Genomic DNA, 15081 nt, shown 5'->3' with positions numbered 1-15081 from the left:
AAACGACTATGCAACAAGATCTCGCCGGGCGCGTGGCGCTCGTCACCGGCGCGGGCGCCGGCATCGGCCGGGCCACGGCCCGCCAGCTCGCCGCGCGCGGCGCCATCGTGGGCGTCAATGATTTAAAGCAGGAACTGGTGGACGACGCCGTGGCCGCCATCGAGGCCGCGGGCGGCAAGGCGTTTCCCGTGGTGCGGAACGTGGCGACGCGCGAAGGCATTGCGCAGGCCGTGCGCCAGGCCGCCGAGCACGGCTCGCGCTTCGACATCCTGGTCAACAACGCGGCGTGGGTGCGCTACCAGCACGTGCCCGACATCATGCCCGAGACCCTGGACCGCATGCTGGACATCGGTTTCAAGGCGGTGGTCTGGGGCATGCAGGCCGCCGCCGAGGCCATGGACGGCGAGCGCGGCGGCGCCATCGTCAACGTCGCCTCCACCGCCGCCCTCAAATCCGCGCCCGGATCGGTGGTCTACTCCGGCATCAAGGCCGGCGTTCTCGGCATCACCCGCGCGGCCGCGGCCGAACTGGGCGCGCGCGGCATCCGCGTCAACGCCGTATGCCCTTCGGCCGTGCCCACCGAAGGCACCCAGCGCAACCGCAACGCCGAACGCGACGCCCGGCGCATCGCGAGCACGCCCATGGGCCGCCTGGGCACGGTGGACGACGTGGCCGGCGCCATCGCTTTCCTGGCCAGCGACGAGGCCCGTTTCATCACGGCCCAGGCCCTGGTGGTGGACGGCGGCATTACCTTCACCACGCTCTGATGGACACGGTGCTGCTGACGGGCGCGGCCAGCGGCATTGGCCGCGCCGCCGCCTGGCGCCTGGCGCGGCAAGGCTGGCGCTGCGTGCTGCTGGACCGCGACGCGCCGGCCTTGGAAGCCTTGCGCGCCGCGCTGCCGCCCTCCGCGCAGGGCGGGCATCTGGCCTGCGTCGCGGACCTCGCCGACGCGACCCGGATCGCGGCCCTGGCCGACGAACTGCCCCGCCTGGACGCGCTCATCAACAACGCCGGCATGACGGAACGCGGCAACCGTCCCGCCACGGACATCGCGCCCGGCGACTGGCAACGCCTGCTCGACCTGAACCTGCGCGCGCCGGCGCGGCTCCTGCACGCCCTGCGCGGCCGCCTGGTCCGCGGCGCGCGCATCGTCAACGTGGCGTCCGGCGCCGGCCTGCACGCCATCCCCTGGCGCGGCGCCTACAGCCCGAGCAAGGCAGGGCTCATCGCCCAGACGCGCGCACTGGCGCGTGCCCATCCCGAATATGTCATGACGGTGCTGTGCCCCGGTTTCGTCCGGACCGAACTGGTGAACGGACTGATCGAGTCGGGCCGCCTCGACCCGGCGCGCGCCGTCGCGAAGATTCCGCTCGGCAGAATGGCCGCTCCCGAGGAAATGGCCTGCGCGCTCGCATTTCTGGCCGGCCCGCATGCCCGTCCCATCGGCGGCGGCCTGCTTGCCGTGGACGGCGGCTCGTCCGTCTTCGGAGGCAGCCAGCCGTGCCAGCCTTCCCGCCACGCCCCGGTGTCCTGCGATGCCCCGCTGGACCTCCGAATCCGCGGTTCCTGGATCGGCCTGCCCGAGCCGCAGCCCTGCAGCGACGGCTATCCCGCCGTCGCGGACGCGACCGTGCTGGACCGTCCCGTGGGGCAGCGGCTGGACGCCGCGCTGGATGCGGCGCGCCGCCATGCGCATGACGGCCCCGGCAGCCTGACCCTGCTCTTGCCGCGTGAAAACAAGCCGGACTGGGAGGCGGCCGGCGAGTCCGCCGCCCTGCGCATGCTGGTGGCCACGCTGGCCTGCGAATGGGGCGCCGACGCCCGGCGCGTCAATGCCGTGGAAGTCGCCCCCGATACCTCCGCCGAATCCCTGGCGCCGCTGCTGCGTTTCGCGGCCGGCGCCCAGGCGCAATATCTGACTGGACAGACGCTGCGATGCAACCCGTGACCGATACCGACGCCATCAAGGCGCGCTTCATCGCCGCGCGCGGCTACTGGCGTCCCTGGACCGAAGCCCTCTTGCGCGCCAATCCGGACTTCCTGGCCCGCTACGCCGACTATGCGGGCTACCCGGCGCAAACCGGACCGCTCAGCCCGCGCATGGTGGAGCTGCTGTACATCGCGCTCGACGCGTCGGCCACCCATCTTCATGAAGCGGGGCTCGCCACCCACATGCGGCTTGCCCGGCAGGCCGGCGCCAGCGACGCCGACATATTCGACGTGCTGCACCTCGTGACGCTGCAGGGAGTGAGCGCCGTGCTCCAGGCCGCCGACCTGCTGCATGCGGCCGCGCCGCCCTCCTGCCCGGACATTCCGCGCGCGCTGCGCGCGCGCATCGGGAAACTCCGGCCCGAACAGGCCGCAAGCTTGCTGCGCCTGGCCGCGCTGGACCCCGGCTACGTCGCCGTACTGCTGGACTTCGCCGAGCAGGGCGCGCCTGCGAACGGCCTGAGCCATGCGGAACGCCTGCTGGTGCGCCTGGCCCTGCACGCCTGCTTCACGCACGGCGACATGGCCGCCACGCGCACGCTCATCGCCGAGGGCCTGGCCCTGGGAGCGAACCGGGCCGAATTGCTCCAGGCCATCCAGCTGGGCGCCCACCTGGCCATCCACGGCGCGGCTCTGGGCGCCACGGTTCATGCCGGCCTCGCCGGGGCCGCCGGCGCCGGCAGCGCGCAGGCAGTCGGCGGTTAGCGCGGCTGACCCTGCCGCGCGCCCATCATGGCGCGCGACAGGCGGCTGGCGGCCGACAATATCTCTTCCTTGTGGCCCAGCAGAACCTGCTCGGTCAGGCGCGACAGGGGGCCGGAGATGCAGATCGCGCCTTGCAGCGTCCAGTTGATGCCGTACACCGGCGCGGAAATGCTCGAGACTTCGGCGTCGCGCTCGCCCAGCGACATCATGTATCCGGTCCGCCGGATCGACTCATAGGGCTCGCCCGGCTCGCCGGAAAACGCCAGCAGCACGCGCCCGGGGCTTCCCAGGGCCAGCGGCAGGGCGGCGCCGACGCGCACATGGTGCCGGATGGACTTCGGGCCCTCGACCCGCGCCACGCAGATGCGCTGGCCGCCCTCGCGCACATAGAACGTGGCGCTTTCTCCAGTAGCGGCCGATAGCTCGCGCAGCACCGGCTGCACCACCTCCAGCACATTGAACGTTGCCTGGTAGCAGGCGCCGAGCCAGCCGGCCGCGCGCGCCAGCCGCCAAGTGCCGTCGGGCCGCTGCGCCAGATAGTCGTCCAGCGCCAGCGTGCGGGCCAGGCGCAGCACCGTGGAGCGGTGGCATCCGGTGCGCCGGCTCAGCTCCGCGAGCGACAGGTGCGAATCCTCCACACCGAATGCCTCCAGGATGCGCATGGCGCGCCGCACCGCGACGACGCCTTCCTCTGCGCCGGCATCGGCCGGATCGTGGTCTTTGTTTTCGTCCATTGTACGCAACACGTTTCGCTATACGAACTCGTATTGTATTAGACGGAACACACATCCACAATGCGCGGACCAGAACAATCATCGGAGACAACCATGAAGCTGATCGCGCGCGTCCTGTCCGGCCTGGCCCTGGCCCTGGCCAGCGGCCTCTGCCTGGCCCAGGCGTATCCCGCCAAACCCATCCGCCTGATCGTGCCCTTCCCGCCCGGCGGCGGCACCGACGTCCTGGCCCGCGAGGCCGCCGTCAAGGTGGCGGCCGACACCGGCTGGAACATCGTGACGGAAAACCGGCCGGGCTCGGGCGGCAATATCGGCGTGGACGCCGCCGCCAAGTCCGAGCCGGACGGCTACACGCTGGTGCTCGGCCAGACCAGCAATCTGGCGATCAACCCCACGCTGTACCCCCGGCTGCCCTACGACCCCGAAAAAGACCTGACCGCGATCGGCCTCGTGGCCGATGCGCCGCTGGTGCTCGTGGTGCCGGCCAATTCCCGCCTCAAGACCTTCGACGACATGATCGCGGAAGCCAAGGCCCATCCCGGCGCGCTGAACTTCGCCAGTTCGGGCAACGGCACGGTTGCGCACCTGGCCGCGGTGCAGTTGCAGAATGCGGCCGGCATCAAACTGACGCACATTCCGTACAAGGGCGCCGCCCAGGCCGCCAACGACCTGATCGGCGGCCAGATCGACATGTATCTGTCGTCCGTGCCCACGCTGATCGGCCATGTGCGCAACGGCAAGATGCGGGCGCTGGCCGTCACCTCCGCCGAGCGCGCGCCCGACCTGCCGGACGTGCCCACCATCGGCGAGCGCGGCTATCCGGGCTTCGAGGCCGTGACCTGGTTCGGGCTCGCGGCGCCGGCCGGCGTGCCCAAGGACATCGTGCAACGGCTCAACGCCGAATTCAACAAGGCGCTGGAGACGCCCGACCTCGCCGCCAAGTACCGCGAGCAGGGAGCCCGCGCGCTGACCAGCACGCCGGCGCAGTTTGCCCAATTGATCCACGACGACCGCATCCGCTGGGGCAAGATCGTCAAGGACTCGGGCGCGCACGTCGAGTAAGCCGCCCGGCCGGACCCACACCGATGACCGCAACGTTCGCCTTCTCGGCTAGCAGCGCGCCGCCGGCCGTCGCCATGCCGCCCGGCGCATGCGATTGCCACATCCATGTCTACGACGCCCGCTGCCCCGCCGCCCCCGGCGCGGCGCTGCGGCCGCCCGATGCGGATGCCGGACAGTACCGCGCATTGCAGCGCCTGCTGGGCATGCAGCGCGCCGTCCTGGTGACACCCTCCACCTACGGCGCCGACAACCGCTGCATGCTTGCGGGCATGGCCGCGATGGCCGGGCAGGCGCGCGGAGTGGCCGTCATCGACGGCACGGAAACCGACGCGGAGCTGGAAACAATGCATGCCGCCGGTGTCCGGGGCATCCGGCTCAACCTGTCCCTGGGCGTGACGGGATCGCCCGAGCAAATCGAACCGCTGGCGCGCCGCGTGGCGCCGTTGGGCTGGCACATGCAGCTCCTGATGCCTCCCGACCAGCTGGCCGCGCTCGGCGATTCCCTGGCCCGGCTACCCGTGCCGCTGGTATTCGACCACATGGCGCGCATCGCGCCCGCCCAGGCATTCCGCCATCCCGCGCATGCGCTGGCGTTGCGCCTGATGCGCGACGGCAAGGCCTGGGTAAAGCTTTCGGGCGGCTACCTCGTCAGCGCCCTGCACAGCGTGGACGACCCCGCCCTGGACCGCCTGGCCCGCGGCTACATCGAAGCATCGGCCGCGCGCGTGGTGTGGGGCAGCGATTGGCCGCACGCCACCGCGTCGGCCGGCCTGCAGCCCATGCCGGACGACGCGCGCCAGCTCGAGCGCCTGGCCGAATGGGCCGGCGACGCCGCGACGCTGCGCGCAATCCTCACCGACAACCCGCGGGCGCTGTACGGCTTCCCGCCCTGCGACTGACTTTCCACGGAAACGCCATGCACCATCCCTTCTCCATGACGCGCCGCCATCTGCTGGGCCTGGGCGCGGCGCTGGCGGCCGGCGCCGCTTTCAAGGCGCGCGCCGCGCAAGACTGGCCCGCCGGCAAACCCATTACCTGGGTGGTTCCCTACCCGCCCGGAGGCAGCACCGACGTGCTGGGACGCGCCATCGCGCAACAGCTCGACTCGCTGCTGGCCACCCGGGTCATCGTCGAAAACCGTCCCGGCGCCACCGGCACCATCGGCGCGGCCCGCGTCGCCCGGGCCGCTCCCGACGGGCTCACCCTGCTCGGCACGTCGATCGGCCCGCAGGCCATCGCCCCGCACCTGATGGGCAAGCTGCCGTACGACCCCATCGAATCGTTCGCGCCCGTCATCATGGTGGGCACCATTCCGCACGTGCTGGTAGTGGGCGCCGCGCAGCCCTTCCGGACGCTGGCCGACCTGCTGGACGCGGCGCGGAAAGCGCCCGGCCGCATCGCCTATGCCTCCGGCGGCACCGGCACCATCCTGCACATGCAGGGCGCGCTGCTGCAACAGCAGAGCGGCACGCGGTTCCTGCACGTTCCCTACAAAGGCGACACGCCGGCGCTGCAAGACACGCTGGCGGGCCAGGTGCAATTCGCGTTCGTGCCGGTGGCCGCGGCGCTGCCGCACATCCAGGCGGGCGCGCTGCGCGCCCTGGCCGTCACGTCCGCGCAGCGGCTCGCCGCCCTGCCCGGCGCGCCGACCATGACGGAAGCGGGCTATGCCGATTTCATCGTCGAACAGTGGCAGGCCGTCTTCGCGCCGGCCGGCACTCCCGGGGCCGTCATCGGGACGCTCAATGCCGGCATCGGCAAGGCGCTGCAAAGCCCCTCGCTGCAGGCGCTCGCGCAGCAGCTGGGCATCGGCCTGGCCGGCGGTCCGCCCGAGCAGCTCGACCGGGTGCGCAGGGCGGACTTCGACAAGTGGGGCGCGCTCATCCGCAACGCCGGCATCAAGCCCGCCTGAGGTCCCCTTTCACCACAACACGGCTCTTGAACCCTGAACAGGAACTTCCATGGCAAACCAGGACATCGTCAAAGACTTTCCCCGCGTCGGCGAGGACATCGTGCGCCGCGCGGCGCAACTGCAGCCGGCCATCCTGGCCGACGTGGCCGGGCGCCGCGGCGCGCTGAGCGGACGCATACGCCCGCTGCATCCCGGCATGAAACTCGCCGGCAGCGCGCTGACGGTCGAAGTGCGCCCCGGCGACAACCTCATGATCCACGCCGCCATGTCGCTGGCTCGCCCCGGCGACGTGCTCGTCATCGACGGCAAGGGCGACCTCAGCTCCGCGCTGATGGGCACGATCATGATGAACGCCTGCCGCAAGCTGGGCATCGCCGGCGTGGCGATGGACGGCGCCGCGCGAGACGCCTGCGACATCATCGAAATGGGCTACCCGGTGTTCGCCGCGGGCACGAACCCCAACGGCCCCACCAAGAATGTCCCCGGACGCATCGGCCATCCGGTGTCCGTGGGCGGCGTCACGGTCCATCCCGGCGACTTCGTCATCGGCGACGCCGACGGCGTCGTGGTCGTGGAACGCGAGAGAATCGCCGGCCTGCTGCCCGCCGCCGAAAAGAAGGTCAAGGACGAGGCCGCCCGCATCGAGGCCATCAACGCGGGCGACACGCAAGCCAAGTGGCTCGTCGCAGCCCTGCGCGCCGCCGGCGTGCTGAAAGAAGGAGAATCGCTGTGAGCGCCCCGGCAGCCCGGAAACCCAAGGTGCTGGTGACGGCGGCCGATCTCGCGCCCCAGGCGCTGGCGCTGCTGCGCGACTGCGACGTGGTCTTCGCCGGCAAGACGCCTTCCGAAGCGGACATCGTGGCGCTCTGCCGCGAGCACGATCCGGCCGCCATCATCGTGCGCTACAGCAAAGTGGGCGACGCCGCGATGGACGCCGCCCCGTCCCTGCGCGTGATTTCCAAGCACGGCAGCGGCACCGACACCATCGACAAGGCCGCGGCCGCGCAGCGCGGCATCGAGGTGGTCGCGGCCGTGGGCGCGAACGCGGCGGCCGTGGCCGAACAGGCCGTGGCCCTGCTGCTCGCCTGCGCGAAATCGGTGGTGAAGCTGGATGCCCGCATGCGCGGCGGGCACTGGGACAAGGCCACGCACAAGAGCGTCGAGCTGGCGGGCCGGACGCTCGGCCTGGTGGGCCTGGGCGCCATCGGGCAGCGCATGGCGGCCATGGCCCACGCCATGAACATGCGCGTCATCGGCTTCGATCCTTACGCGCGGCGGTTTCCCGAGCATGTCGCGCAGGCCGCGCTGGACGATATCTGGCGCGACGCGGACGCGATCTCGCTGCATTGCCCGCTGACTGACGAGAACCGCGGACTGGTCAACGCCGCCACGCTCGCCCGGTGCAAGCGCGGCGTGATTCTCGTCAATACCGCGCGCGGCGGACTGGTCGATGAAACCGCGCTGCTGGACGCCGTGCGCTCGGGCCAGGTGATGGCGGCGGGCCTGGACAGCTTCGCGGTCGAGCCCATGACGCCGGGCCATCCCTTCCAGCAGGAGCCGAACATCATCCTGAGTCCGCACATCGGCGGCGTCACCGGCGACGCCTATGTGAACATGGGCGTCGCCGCCGCGCGCAATGCGCTGGCCGTGCTCGCCCGCGATGCGGCCTCGGCCTGAGGAGCGGGCCATGCCGCAGCGATGGACACACGCGCCCGCCGGCAGCAACTGGGGCGAATTCGGGCCCGACGACCAGCGCGGGCGCATGAACCTGGTCGACAGGCGCAAGGTGCTGCAGGGCATCGCCGAAGTCCGCGAAGGGCTGACGTTCTGCCTTTCGCTGCCGCTGGACATGCCGGGCGGCATGGCGTTGAATCCCCGCCGCCTTCCGCCGCGGCGCTATGCCACGCTGCGCGACGGCAAGAGCGCCGGCGCGCAGGGCTACTGCTGGTCGTATGCCTGCGAAGACCCCCGGCTGACCGACGTGGTCTGCGATGACGTGCTGCTCATGAATACGCAGTACTCCACGCAGTGGGACAGCCTCGCGCACATGGGCAGCCGCTTCGACGCGGACGGCGACGGACACGCGGAAGCGGTGTTCTACAACGGCTTTCGCGCCGGCAAGGACATCGTCGCCGCCAAAGAAGACCCGCAAGCCGCGGCCGACTGGGCGCGCTTTCCCGGGCCGAATGCGGGCGCGCTGGGCATCGAGCAGTTGGCCGAGCACGGCGTGCAGGGACGGGCTGTAATGATCGACCTGGAACGCCACGTCGGCAGGACGCGGACGGCGGTGGGCTATGAGCGTCTCATGCGCATCATGGAGGCCGACGGCGTGAGCATCGAACCCGGCGACATGGTCTGCCTGCACACCGGCTTCGGCGACGCGCTGATGGCGATGAACCGGCAGCCCGATGTGGCGCGCCTGCACGCGCTGGGCAGCGGCCTGGACGGCAACGACGAGCGGCTGCTGCAGTGGATCGTCGACTCGCGGCTGGCCTGCCTGATCGCCGACAACCCGGCGGTCGAGCTGGTGCGGCCGGTGGACTTCGGCGGGCGCGCCACGCCGCTGCGCCGCGCGCGCCTGCCGCTGCACGAGCATTGCCTGTTCAAGAACGGCATCCACCTCGGCGAATTGTGGTGGCTCACGCCGCTGGCCGGATGGCTGCGCGCGCACGGCCGCCATCGCTTCCTGCTTACCGCGCCCCCCTTGCGCCTGCCGGGCGCCGCCGGCTCTCCGGCCACGCCGATCGCCACCGTCTGAAAAAAAACCGGCCAGGCCGGACCGGCCGGCCGAATCATCCACAGGAGGAGACAACTTGAACCCGATTCGATTTCTTGGCGGCGCGTTCCTGGCGCTGCTCGTGCCCCTGGCCGCCGCGCAATACCCGGAAAAGCCCGTGAAGCTGGTCGTTCCGTATTCCGCCGGCGGCGCGGCCGACGCCCAGGCGCGCCTGGTGGCCGTAAAGCTGGCGGCCCGCCTGGGCCAGCCCGTGGTCGTGGAAAACCGCCCCGGCGCAAGCGGCACCATCGGCGCCGCCAGCGTGGCGCGCGCCCCCGCCGACGGCTATACCCTGCTCTACGACGCCACCGCATTCGCCATCAACCCCGCCCTCTATAAGTCGCTGAGTTACGACCCCAGGCGCGACTTCCGCCCGATCGCGCTGGTCAGCCTCACGCCCAATCTGCTGGTGGTGCCGTCCCAGGCGCCGTACCGGCGGGTCGACGACCTGGCAGCCGCGGCCCGCGCGGGCCATCTCACCTACGCCACGCCCGGCCAGGGCACGGCCCAGCACATCGCGGCGGCTTCGTTCTCGCAGGGCAGGGGCCTGACCCTGACCCACATCCCCTACAAGGGCGGCGCGCCCGCCCTGACCGACCTGATGGGCGGACAGGTGGACATGATGTTCAGCAACATGGCGGCGTCCTATCCCTTGGTGAAAGGCGGCAAGCTGCGCGCCCTGGCCGTCACCTCGCGCGAGCGCGTACCCGAGTTGCCGGACGTTCCCACGGTCGCCGAGACGGGCCTGGCGGACTACGCGGTTTACGAATGGAACGGCATTTTCTCGCCGGCGGGCCTGCCCGCCGACGTGGCCGCCCGCGTCGAAGAGGCGGTGCACGCCACGCTGCGGGATCCCGGCCTGCGCCGCAGTCTGGCCGAGCTGGGCGCACAGCCCGTCGGCTCCACGGCCGCCGAGTTCAACGCGTTTCTCGACGGCGAAATGCGGCGCGCCGCCCAAGTGCTGGCCGACGCCGGCATCCGGAAAAACTGACGATCCTCGGCGCGCGCCACGACGCCGCCGACGCAGGAGACATTCCATGAAAAAAATCCTTCCCATGCTGGCCCTCGCGCTGCTGGCCGGCGCGGCGCATGCCGCCTATCCCGAGCGGCCGGTGCGCATCATTGTCGGCTTCTCGCCCGGCGGACCGACGGACGTGGTCGCCCGCGCCTTTGCCTCGTATGCGTCGCAGGCCCTGGGGCAGACCTTCGTGGTCGAGAACAAGCCGGGCGCCAATACCATCCTGGCCGCCGAAGCCGTCTCCAAGGCCGCGCCGGACGGCTACACGCTGCTGATGGGCGCCACCAATCACACCATGATCCCGGCGCTCTACCGCGACCGCGTGAAATTCGACGCCCTGCGCTCCTTCACGCCGATCTGCGCGGTCGCGGCCAGCCCCACCGTGCTGGTGGTGGGGCCCGCCCTGCCCGCCGTGAGCATGGCGGACTTTCTTGCCCGGCTGAAAGCCGAGCCGGGCAAGCACACCTATGCCACGCCCGGCACCGGCAGCTCCGGCCATTTCGCCACGGCCCGGTTCCTGCAGCTCACCGGCGCCTCCATGAACCATATCCCGTACAAAGGCGCGGCCCAGGCCGTCTCCGATCTCATGGGCGGCCAGGTCGACAGTTCGCTGGCGACGCTCGGCTCGGTCCTGCCCCAGATAACGTCCGGCAAGCTCGCCGCCCTGGCCGTCGCGTCGCCCCGCCGCGTGCCGCAGCTCCCCGGCGTGCCGACCTTCGACGAGGCCGGCGTCCATGGCTACGCCGCCGACGCCTGGTATGGCGTGCTGGCGCCCGCGGGGCTGCCGGACGACATACGGCAACGCCTCGAAGCGTTGAGCAGGCGCTTCGCCGCCGCGCCGGAAACGGCCGCAAGCCTGAAGGCCCTCGGCATGCAGCCCAGACAGACCTGCGGCGCCGGCTTCCAGGCCCAATTGACGGACGAAGTCAGGGAATACAGTGCGCTCGCGCGCGACCTCGGGCTAAGCGCCGAATAGGCCCGCGGCAGAACATCGAATCGAGGAAGACATATGCAACGCCATCGCTTTTCCGTATCCGCTCTTTTGAAACGCGCGGCGCTGGCCGCCGCCCTCATCGCATGCGCCGGCGCGGCGCACGCCGAATGGCCCGAGCGTTCCGTGCGCATCATCGTTCCCTACGGCCCGGGCGGCGCCGTCGACGTCGCCACGCGCAAGATGGCGCAGATGCTCGCCGCCCGGACCGGCCAGAGCTTCGTGGTCGAGAACAAGCCGGGCGCCACCGGCACCATAGGCGCGAACCAGGCCGCGCGCGCCGCGGCCGACGGCTACACCCTGGTGGCCAACGACACCACGTATTCGCTGCTGCCGTATATCTTCAAGAACCTGCCCTTCGATCCCGCACAGGATCTGCGGCCCGTCTCCGCCTTCGTCTTCGCCCCCATGGGTCTGGCCGTCCGCGCCGACTCGCCGTACAAGACGCTGGACGACCTGCTCTCGCAGGCGCGCAAGCAGCCCGGCGTCGTCACCTACGGCTCGGGCGGGCCCGGCACCACGCCGCACTTCGCGGCCGAGGCGCTCGCCATCGCCACCGGCGTGAAATTCATGCACGTGCCCTTCAAGGGCGCGGCCGAAGCCACACAGGCCGTGCTGGGCAAGGTCATCGATTTCCAGTTCGCCTCCACCACCGGCATCATGGGCCCGGTGCAAGGCGGCCAGCTCCGCCTGCTCGCCGTCAGCGGCGCGGGGCGGCTGGCCGTCCTGCCAGACGTGCCGACCTTCGCCGAAGCCGGCGTGCCAGACTTCGGCGTCATGAACTGGACCGGCCTGTGGGCGCCCAAAGGCACGCCGCAGCCCGTGCTCGACCGTCTTCAGCGCGACATCGCCGCCGTCATGTCCACCGCCGAAATGCGGGAATTCGCCACCCGGATGGGCGCCGAGCCGCGCGCCGCCGACGCGCAGGAATTCGCCCGCATCCTGCAGGACAGCGGCGCCATGTGGGGCAACGTCGCCAGGAAGATCGGCTTCGACGCGCGTTGAGCCGGCGCCGTCCCCCATTCACTTACCGGAGCTATCCCATGTTCCTGCTGCAAGCGCCCGACGTGGTCGAATTCGAAGTGTGGTCCGCCATGCCGGAGCGGTTCCGCAAACCGCAGCGCAGCGCCTGGTCCGACGCCAACCGCGGCGGCGCCCCGGCCGATTCCTTTCTCGAAGGCCCCGTCTTCGACGACGCCGGCAACCTCTATGTGGCGGACATTCCCTGGGGCCGCGTGTTCCGCATCGACCCCGCGCGCCAGTGGACGCTGGTGGCCGAGTACGACGGCGAGCCGAACGGCATGAAGTTCCTCGATGCCGGCCATCTGCTCATCACCGACTACAAGAACGGCCTCATGGCGCTGGACCTCGCCCGCGGCGCGGTCCGTCCCTACCTGGAGCGCCGCAACAGCGAACGCTTCAAAGGCGTGAACGACCTGGTCTTCGACCGCGACGGCAATCTCTACTTCACCGACCAGGGACAGAGCGGATTGCACGATCCCTCCGGCCGCCTGTACCGGCTGCGCCGCAACGGCCAGCTCGACCTGCTGCTGGCGAACGTGCCCAGCCCCAACGGCGTGGCGCTGTCGCCCGACGAAAAAGTGCTCTACCTGGCGGTGACGCGCGGAAACTGCGTCTGGCGCGTGCCCCTGCTGCTCGACGGCAGCGTGAGCAAGGTCAGCCAGTTCTTCACATCGTACGGCCCCAGCGGACCGGACGGCCTGGCGGTGGACGTGGAGGGCAACCTGCTCGTCTGCAATCCCGGCCTGGGCTATGTCTGGCGGCTCGATCACCGGGCCGAGCCGACGACGGTATGGCGCAGCCCCGCAGGCATGTCCACCACCAACCTCGCGTTCGGCGGCCCGGACCGGCGCACCCTCTACTGCACCGAATCCGTGTCCGGATCCATCCTCACCGCCCGGGCGCCGCGCGCCGGGCTCGCCCTGGCCCGCCCGGCCTGAAAAACCGCGGCCGCGGGCCGCTGCGCTCACTGCCCGCCGCGTGCATCATGAAATCCCGGAACGCGGCGGCGGGGCGCGCCAGGGCCGCGCGCGGATGCAGCGCGCTGCGCGCGATGCCGCCGCCTCAACGCATCACCAGTCCCCCATCCACGAACAGCACCTGTCCGGTCATGAACCCGCTCCAGTCGGAAGCCAGGAACAGCACCGGGCCGGCGACGTCTTCGGGCCGGGCGATGCGGCGCAGCGGCGTGGCGGCGATGAGCGATTCGCGGAAGGACTCCTGGGTGCCGCCGCTGGCCTGGGTGGGGTACACCAGGCCCGGCGCGACGCAGTTCACCCGGATGCCGAAAGGCCCCAGCTCGACCGCGAGATTGCGGCTGAATGCCGCCAGCGCGGCCTTGGCGGTGGTGTAATCGTGGTATGGCACCACGGGATGCTCGACGAGATTGCTGACGATATTGACAATGCAGCCCTGGGCGCGCCGCCTGAAATGCGGCAGCGCGGCGCCGCAGGTGTTGAAGGCCGCGCCGACCGCGCCGTCGAACTGCGCCTGGTAGTCGGCCCAGCCCAGGTCGCCGAAGGCGGTGCGCCGGCGCGGATCGAAGGCGTAATGCCGCAGCGCGTTGTTGACCAGCACGTCGAGACGGCCGGTTTCCAGCACGATGGCGTCCATCATGGCGCGCACCGCTTCCGGCGAGCCGACGTCGGCCTGCACGGCCCAGGCGTCGCCGCCGGCGTCCTGGCATTGCGCGACCACGGCGTCCGCGGCGGCGGCATTGTTCAGGTAATTGACGACCACGGTCGCGCCTTCGCGCGCGAAGCTGCGCGCGATTTCGGCGCCGATGCCCCGGCTGGCGCCGGTCACCAGCACCACCTTGCCTGCGAATTTTCGGGAAGCGTTCATGTCACGACTCCGGCAGCAGGCCGGCGTCGACCACGCCGGCCACGTCGATACGGCGTTGGATGAGGCCCAGTTCGCGGTAAGCGTCGGCCGCCTTCTGCAGGCGTTCGAGGTCGAAAGCGCCCAGCGGACGCGCCTTGCCGTCCGGGCCGGGCGGCGCGACCGCGGCGGCGTTGCGCAGGCGGATCACCTCCAGATTGACCTGGCGGTCGGTGCCGTCGATGGCGCGTTTGGAAGCGATCGAGGCCGCCTCTTCCGGCCGGGCGATCATCCAGGCGGCGCTGTCGCGGTAGGCTCGCAGGAAGGCGCGCAGCAGGGCTTTCTTCTCCTGGTAGACCTGCTCGCGCACCACAAACAGGTCGCTGGAGACGTTGATGTAGTCGCGCATTTCCATGACGTCGACATCCCCCAGGCCGCGGCGCCGGCCTGCGAGCAGTCCGGTGTCGGTGGCCGCGGTGGCGTCGACCTGGCCCTGCAGCAGGGGCGCGAAGTTCAGCACGCCGGTGACCACGATTTCCACGTCCGACTCGCTCAGGCCGGCCTGGTGCAGCAGCACGAGCAGGTTCTGCCGCGTGCCGCTGGACAGGCTGTAGACGCCGATGCGCTTGCCCTTCAGGTCCGCCGGGCGGGCGATGCGGGCCGACTTGAGCGACACCACGTTGAAAACGTTCTGCGGATAGATGTCGTAGATGGCGCGCAGCTTTTCGCCTTTGTCGAGCGCCATGAAGAAGGAGCCGGGATCGGTGAACGCCACGTCGGCCTGGCCGCTCAGGATATTGCGGATGGCGTCGCCTCCGCCGGCGCCCGGCAGATAGACGAGATCCACGCCCTGGGCCTTGAAGAAGCCCTTGTCGGGTTCGGCGAGCAGGTTGGTGATCTCGGCGATGGGCTTGCTCCAGCCGGCCAGGACGATCTTGCCGGAAGCCGCGGCCTGGGCGCGGGCGGCGGGGGCCGCGAGCGACGCCGCGGCGAAGCCGGCGGCCGCGGCCAGCAGCGCGCGGCGGGTGGGAGACGGACGCATGGGAGGAT

The 15081-nt window shown here is 70.8% G+C and carries 16 protein-coding genes; 13 read left to right on the top strand and 3 right to left on the bottom strand.

The genetic code is table 11. The features are described 5' to 3' along the window. Positions 1-8 precede the first annotated feature (8 nt). Genes NGJ44_RS02330 through NGJ44_RS02320 form a run of 3 tightly spaced genes read left to right on the top strand, consistent with a single transcriptional unit; the run spans position 9 to position 2697 of the window. Entirely contained in the window at positions 9-767 is a 759-nt protein-coding gene (locus tag NGJ44_RS02330) for an SDR family NAD(P)-dependent oxidoreductase (RefSeq protein WP_251862984.1), read from the top strand. Beyond that, positions 767-1951, top strand: a complete 1185-nt coding sequence (locus tag NGJ44_RS02325; RefSeq protein ID WP_251862983.1) for an SDR family NAD(P)-dependent oxidoreductase — start codon at positions 767-769, stop codon at positions 1949-1951. Before NGJ44_RS02330 ends, NGJ44_RS02325 begins: the two co-directional genes overlap by 1 nt. Then, positions 1939-2697: a carboxymuconolactone decarboxylase family protein gene (locus tag NGJ44_RS02320; RefSeq protein WP_251862982.1), complete on the top strand. Its 759-nt coding sequence runs from the start codon at positions 1939-1941 to the stop codon at positions 2695-2697. Before NGJ44_RS02325 ends, NGJ44_RS02320 begins: the two co-directional genes overlap by 13 nt. Here the strand turns inward: NGJ44_RS02320 and NGJ44_RS02315 are convergent. Continuing rightward, complete coding sequence (locus tag NGJ44_RS02315) at positions 2694-3431, bottom strand: IclR family transcriptional regulator (protein WP_251862981.1); 738 nt, start codon at positions 3429-3431, stop codon at positions 2694-2696. The two genes, NGJ44_RS02320 and NGJ44_RS02315, sit on opposite strands and share 4 nt — an antisense overlap. A 93-nt stretch (positions 3432-3524) precedes the next feature. Here NGJ44_RS02315 and NGJ44_RS02310 point away from each other — a divergent pair, with 93 nt between their 5' ends. Genes NGJ44_RS02310 through NGJ44_RS02265 form a run of 10 tightly spaced genes read left to right on the top strand, consistent with a single transcriptional unit; the run spans position 3525 to position 13151 of the window. Beyond that, a complete protein-coding gene (locus NGJ44_RS02310) occupies positions 3525-4493 on the top strand; it encodes a Bug family tripartite tricarboxylate transporter substrate binding protein (RefSeq protein WP_251862980.1) in 969 nt (322 codons plus the stop codon). Between the two features lie 23 nt (positions 4494-4516). Further along, positions 4517-5392 carry an amidohydrolase family protein gene (locus NGJ44_RS02305; RefSeq protein ID WP_251862979.1) on the top strand — a complete coding sequence of 292 codons (876 nt, stop codon included), beginning with the start codon at positions 4517-4519 and terminating at the stop codon, positions 5390-5392. Positions 5393-5409: 17 nt separating this feature from the next. Further along, positions 5410-6405, top strand: a complete 996-nt coding sequence (locus NGJ44_RS02300; RefSeq protein WP_251862978.1) for a Bug family tripartite tricarboxylate transporter substrate binding protein — start codon at positions 5410-5412, stop codon at positions 6403-6405. 49 nt (positions 6406-6454) lie between these two features. Continuing rightward, a complete protein-coding gene (locus NGJ44_RS02295) occupies positions 6455-7138 on the top strand; it encodes an RraA family protein (protein WP_251862977.1) in 684 nt (227 codons plus the stop codon). Then, positions 7135-8082, top strand: a complete 948-nt coding sequence (locus NGJ44_RS02290; RefSeq protein WP_251862976.1) for an NAD(P)-dependent oxidoreductase — start codon at positions 7135-7137, stop codon at positions 8080-8082. The genes NGJ44_RS02295 and NGJ44_RS02290 overlap by 4 nt, the downstream gene beginning before the upstream one ends. A gap of 10 nt (positions 8083-8092) precedes the next feature. Next, positions 8093-9163, top strand: a complete 1071-nt coding sequence (locus NGJ44_RS02285; protein WP_251862975.1) for a cyclase family protein — start codon at positions 8093-8095, stop codon at positions 9161-9163. A 55-nt stretch (positions 9164-9218) separates the two neighbouring features. Then, a complete protein-coding gene (locus NGJ44_RS02280) occupies positions 9219-10172 on the top strand; it encodes a tripartite tricarboxylate transporter substrate binding protein (protein ID WP_251862974.1) in 954 nt (317 codons plus the stop codon). 46 nt (positions 10173-10218) lie between these two features. Further along, positions 10219-11175 (top strand): tripartite tricarboxylate transporter substrate binding protein, encoded by a 957-nt coding sequence (locus NGJ44_RS02275; RefSeq protein WP_053244248.1) that lies wholly within the window; start codon positions 10219-10221, stop codon positions 11173-11175. A 33-nt stretch (positions 11176-11208) separates the two neighbouring features. Beyond that, positions 11209-12195 (top strand): Bug family tripartite tricarboxylate transporter substrate binding protein, encoded by a 987-nt coding sequence (locus NGJ44_RS02270; RefSeq protein WP_053244247.1) that lies wholly within the window; start codon positions 11209-11211, stop codon positions 12193-12195. A gap of 38 nt (positions 12196-12233) precedes the next feature. Then, the gene (locus tag NGJ44_RS02265; RefSeq protein WP_251862973.1) at positions 12234-13151 is read left to right on the top strand and encodes an SMP-30/gluconolactonase/LRE family protein; all 918 of its coding nucleotides are present in this window, start codon (positions 12234-12236) and stop codon (positions 13149-13151) included. A gap of 124 nt (positions 13152-13275) precedes the next feature. On the opposite strand, the gene NGJ44_RS02260 is transcribed toward NGJ44_RS02265, so the two are convergent. Both NGJ44_RS02260 and NGJ44_RS02255 read right to left on the bottom strand, forming a co-directional pair. Further along, entirely contained in the window at positions 13276-14055 is a 780-nt protein-coding gene (locus NGJ44_RS02260) for an SDR family oxidoreductase (protein WP_053244245.1), read from the bottom strand. Between the two features lies 1 nt (position 14056). After that, the gene (locus tag NGJ44_RS02255) at positions 14057-15073 is read right to left on the bottom strand and encodes an ABC transporter substrate-binding protein (RefSeq protein WP_251862972.1); all 1017 of its coding nucleotides are present in this window, start codon (positions 15071-15073) and stop codon (positions 14057-14059) included. Positions 15074-15081 lie beyond the last annotated feature (8 nt).

The sequence above is a fragment of the Achromobacter sp. Marseille-Q4962 genome (assembly GCF_943737005.1).
Lineage (GTDB): Bacteria > Pseudomonadota > Gammaproteobacteria > Burkholderiales > Burkholderiaceae_B > Achromobacter.
The sequence above is the reverse complement of the archived record's forward strand: the minus strand, read 5'-3'. Positions and strand labels throughout refer to the sequence as shown.

What these genes read in the sequence shown, in the direction of transcription:
- NGJ44_RS02275 (WP_053244248.1), top strand. Translation starts at nt 10,219, where the DNA reads ATGAAAAAAATCCTTCCCATGCTGGCCCTCGCGCTGCTGGCCGGCGCG.
- NGJ44_RS02320 (WP_251862982.1), top strand. Translation starts at nt 1,939, where the DNA reads ATGCAACCCGTGACCGATACCGACGCCATCAAGGCGCGCTTCATCGCC.
- NGJ44_RS02285 (WP_251862975.1), top strand. Translation starts at nt 8,093, where the DNA reads ATGCCGCAGCGATGGACACACGCGCCCGCCGGCAGCAACTGGGGCGAA.
- NGJ44_RS02255 (WP_251862972.1), bottom strand. Translation starts at nt 15,073, where the DNA reads ATGCGTCCGTCTCCCACCCGCCGCGCGCTGCTGGCCGCGGCCGCCGGC.
- NGJ44_RS02315 (WP_251862981.1), bottom strand. Translation starts at nt 3,431, where the DNA reads ATGGACGAAAACAAAGACCACGATCCGGCCGATGCCGGCGCAGAGGAA.
- NGJ44_RS02260 (WP_053244245.1), bottom strand. Translation starts at nt 14,055, where the DNA reads ATGAACGCTTCCCGAAAATTCGCAGGCAAGGTGGTGCTGGTGACCGGC.
- NGJ44_RS02305 (WP_251862979.1), top strand. Translation starts at nt 4,517, where the DNA reads ATGACCGCAACGTTCGCCTTCTCGGCTAGCAGCGCGCCGCCGGCCGTC.
- NGJ44_RS02270 (WP_053244247.1), top strand. Translation starts at nt 11,209, where the DNA reads ATGCAACGCCATCGCTTTTCCGTATCCGCTCTTTTGAAACGCGCGGCG.
- NGJ44_RS02300 (WP_251862978.1), top strand. Translation starts at nt 5,410, where the DNA reads ATGCACCATCCCTTCTCCATGACGCGCCGCCATCTGCTGGGCCTGGGC.
- NGJ44_RS02310 (WP_251862980.1), top strand. Translation starts at nt 3,525, where the DNA reads ATGAAGCTGATCGCGCGCGTCCTGTCCGGCCTGGCCCTGGCCCTGGCC.
- NGJ44_RS02265 (WP_251862973.1), top strand. Translation starts at nt 12,234, where the DNA reads ATGTTCCTGCTGCAAGCGCCCGACGTGGTCGAATTCGAAGTGTGGTCC.
- NGJ44_RS02325 (WP_251862983.1), top strand. Translation starts at nt 767, where the DNA reads ATGGACACGGTGCTGCTGACGGGCGCGGCCAGCGGCATTGGCCGCGCC.
- NGJ44_RS02330 (WP_251862984.1), top strand. Translation starts at nt 9, where the DNA reads ATGCAACAAGATCTCGCCGGGCGCGTGGCGCTCGTCACCGGCGCGGGC.
- NGJ44_RS02295 (WP_251862977.1), top strand. Translation starts at nt 6,455, where the DNA reads ATGGCAAACCAGGACATCGTCAAAGACTTTCCCCGCGTCGGCGAGGAC.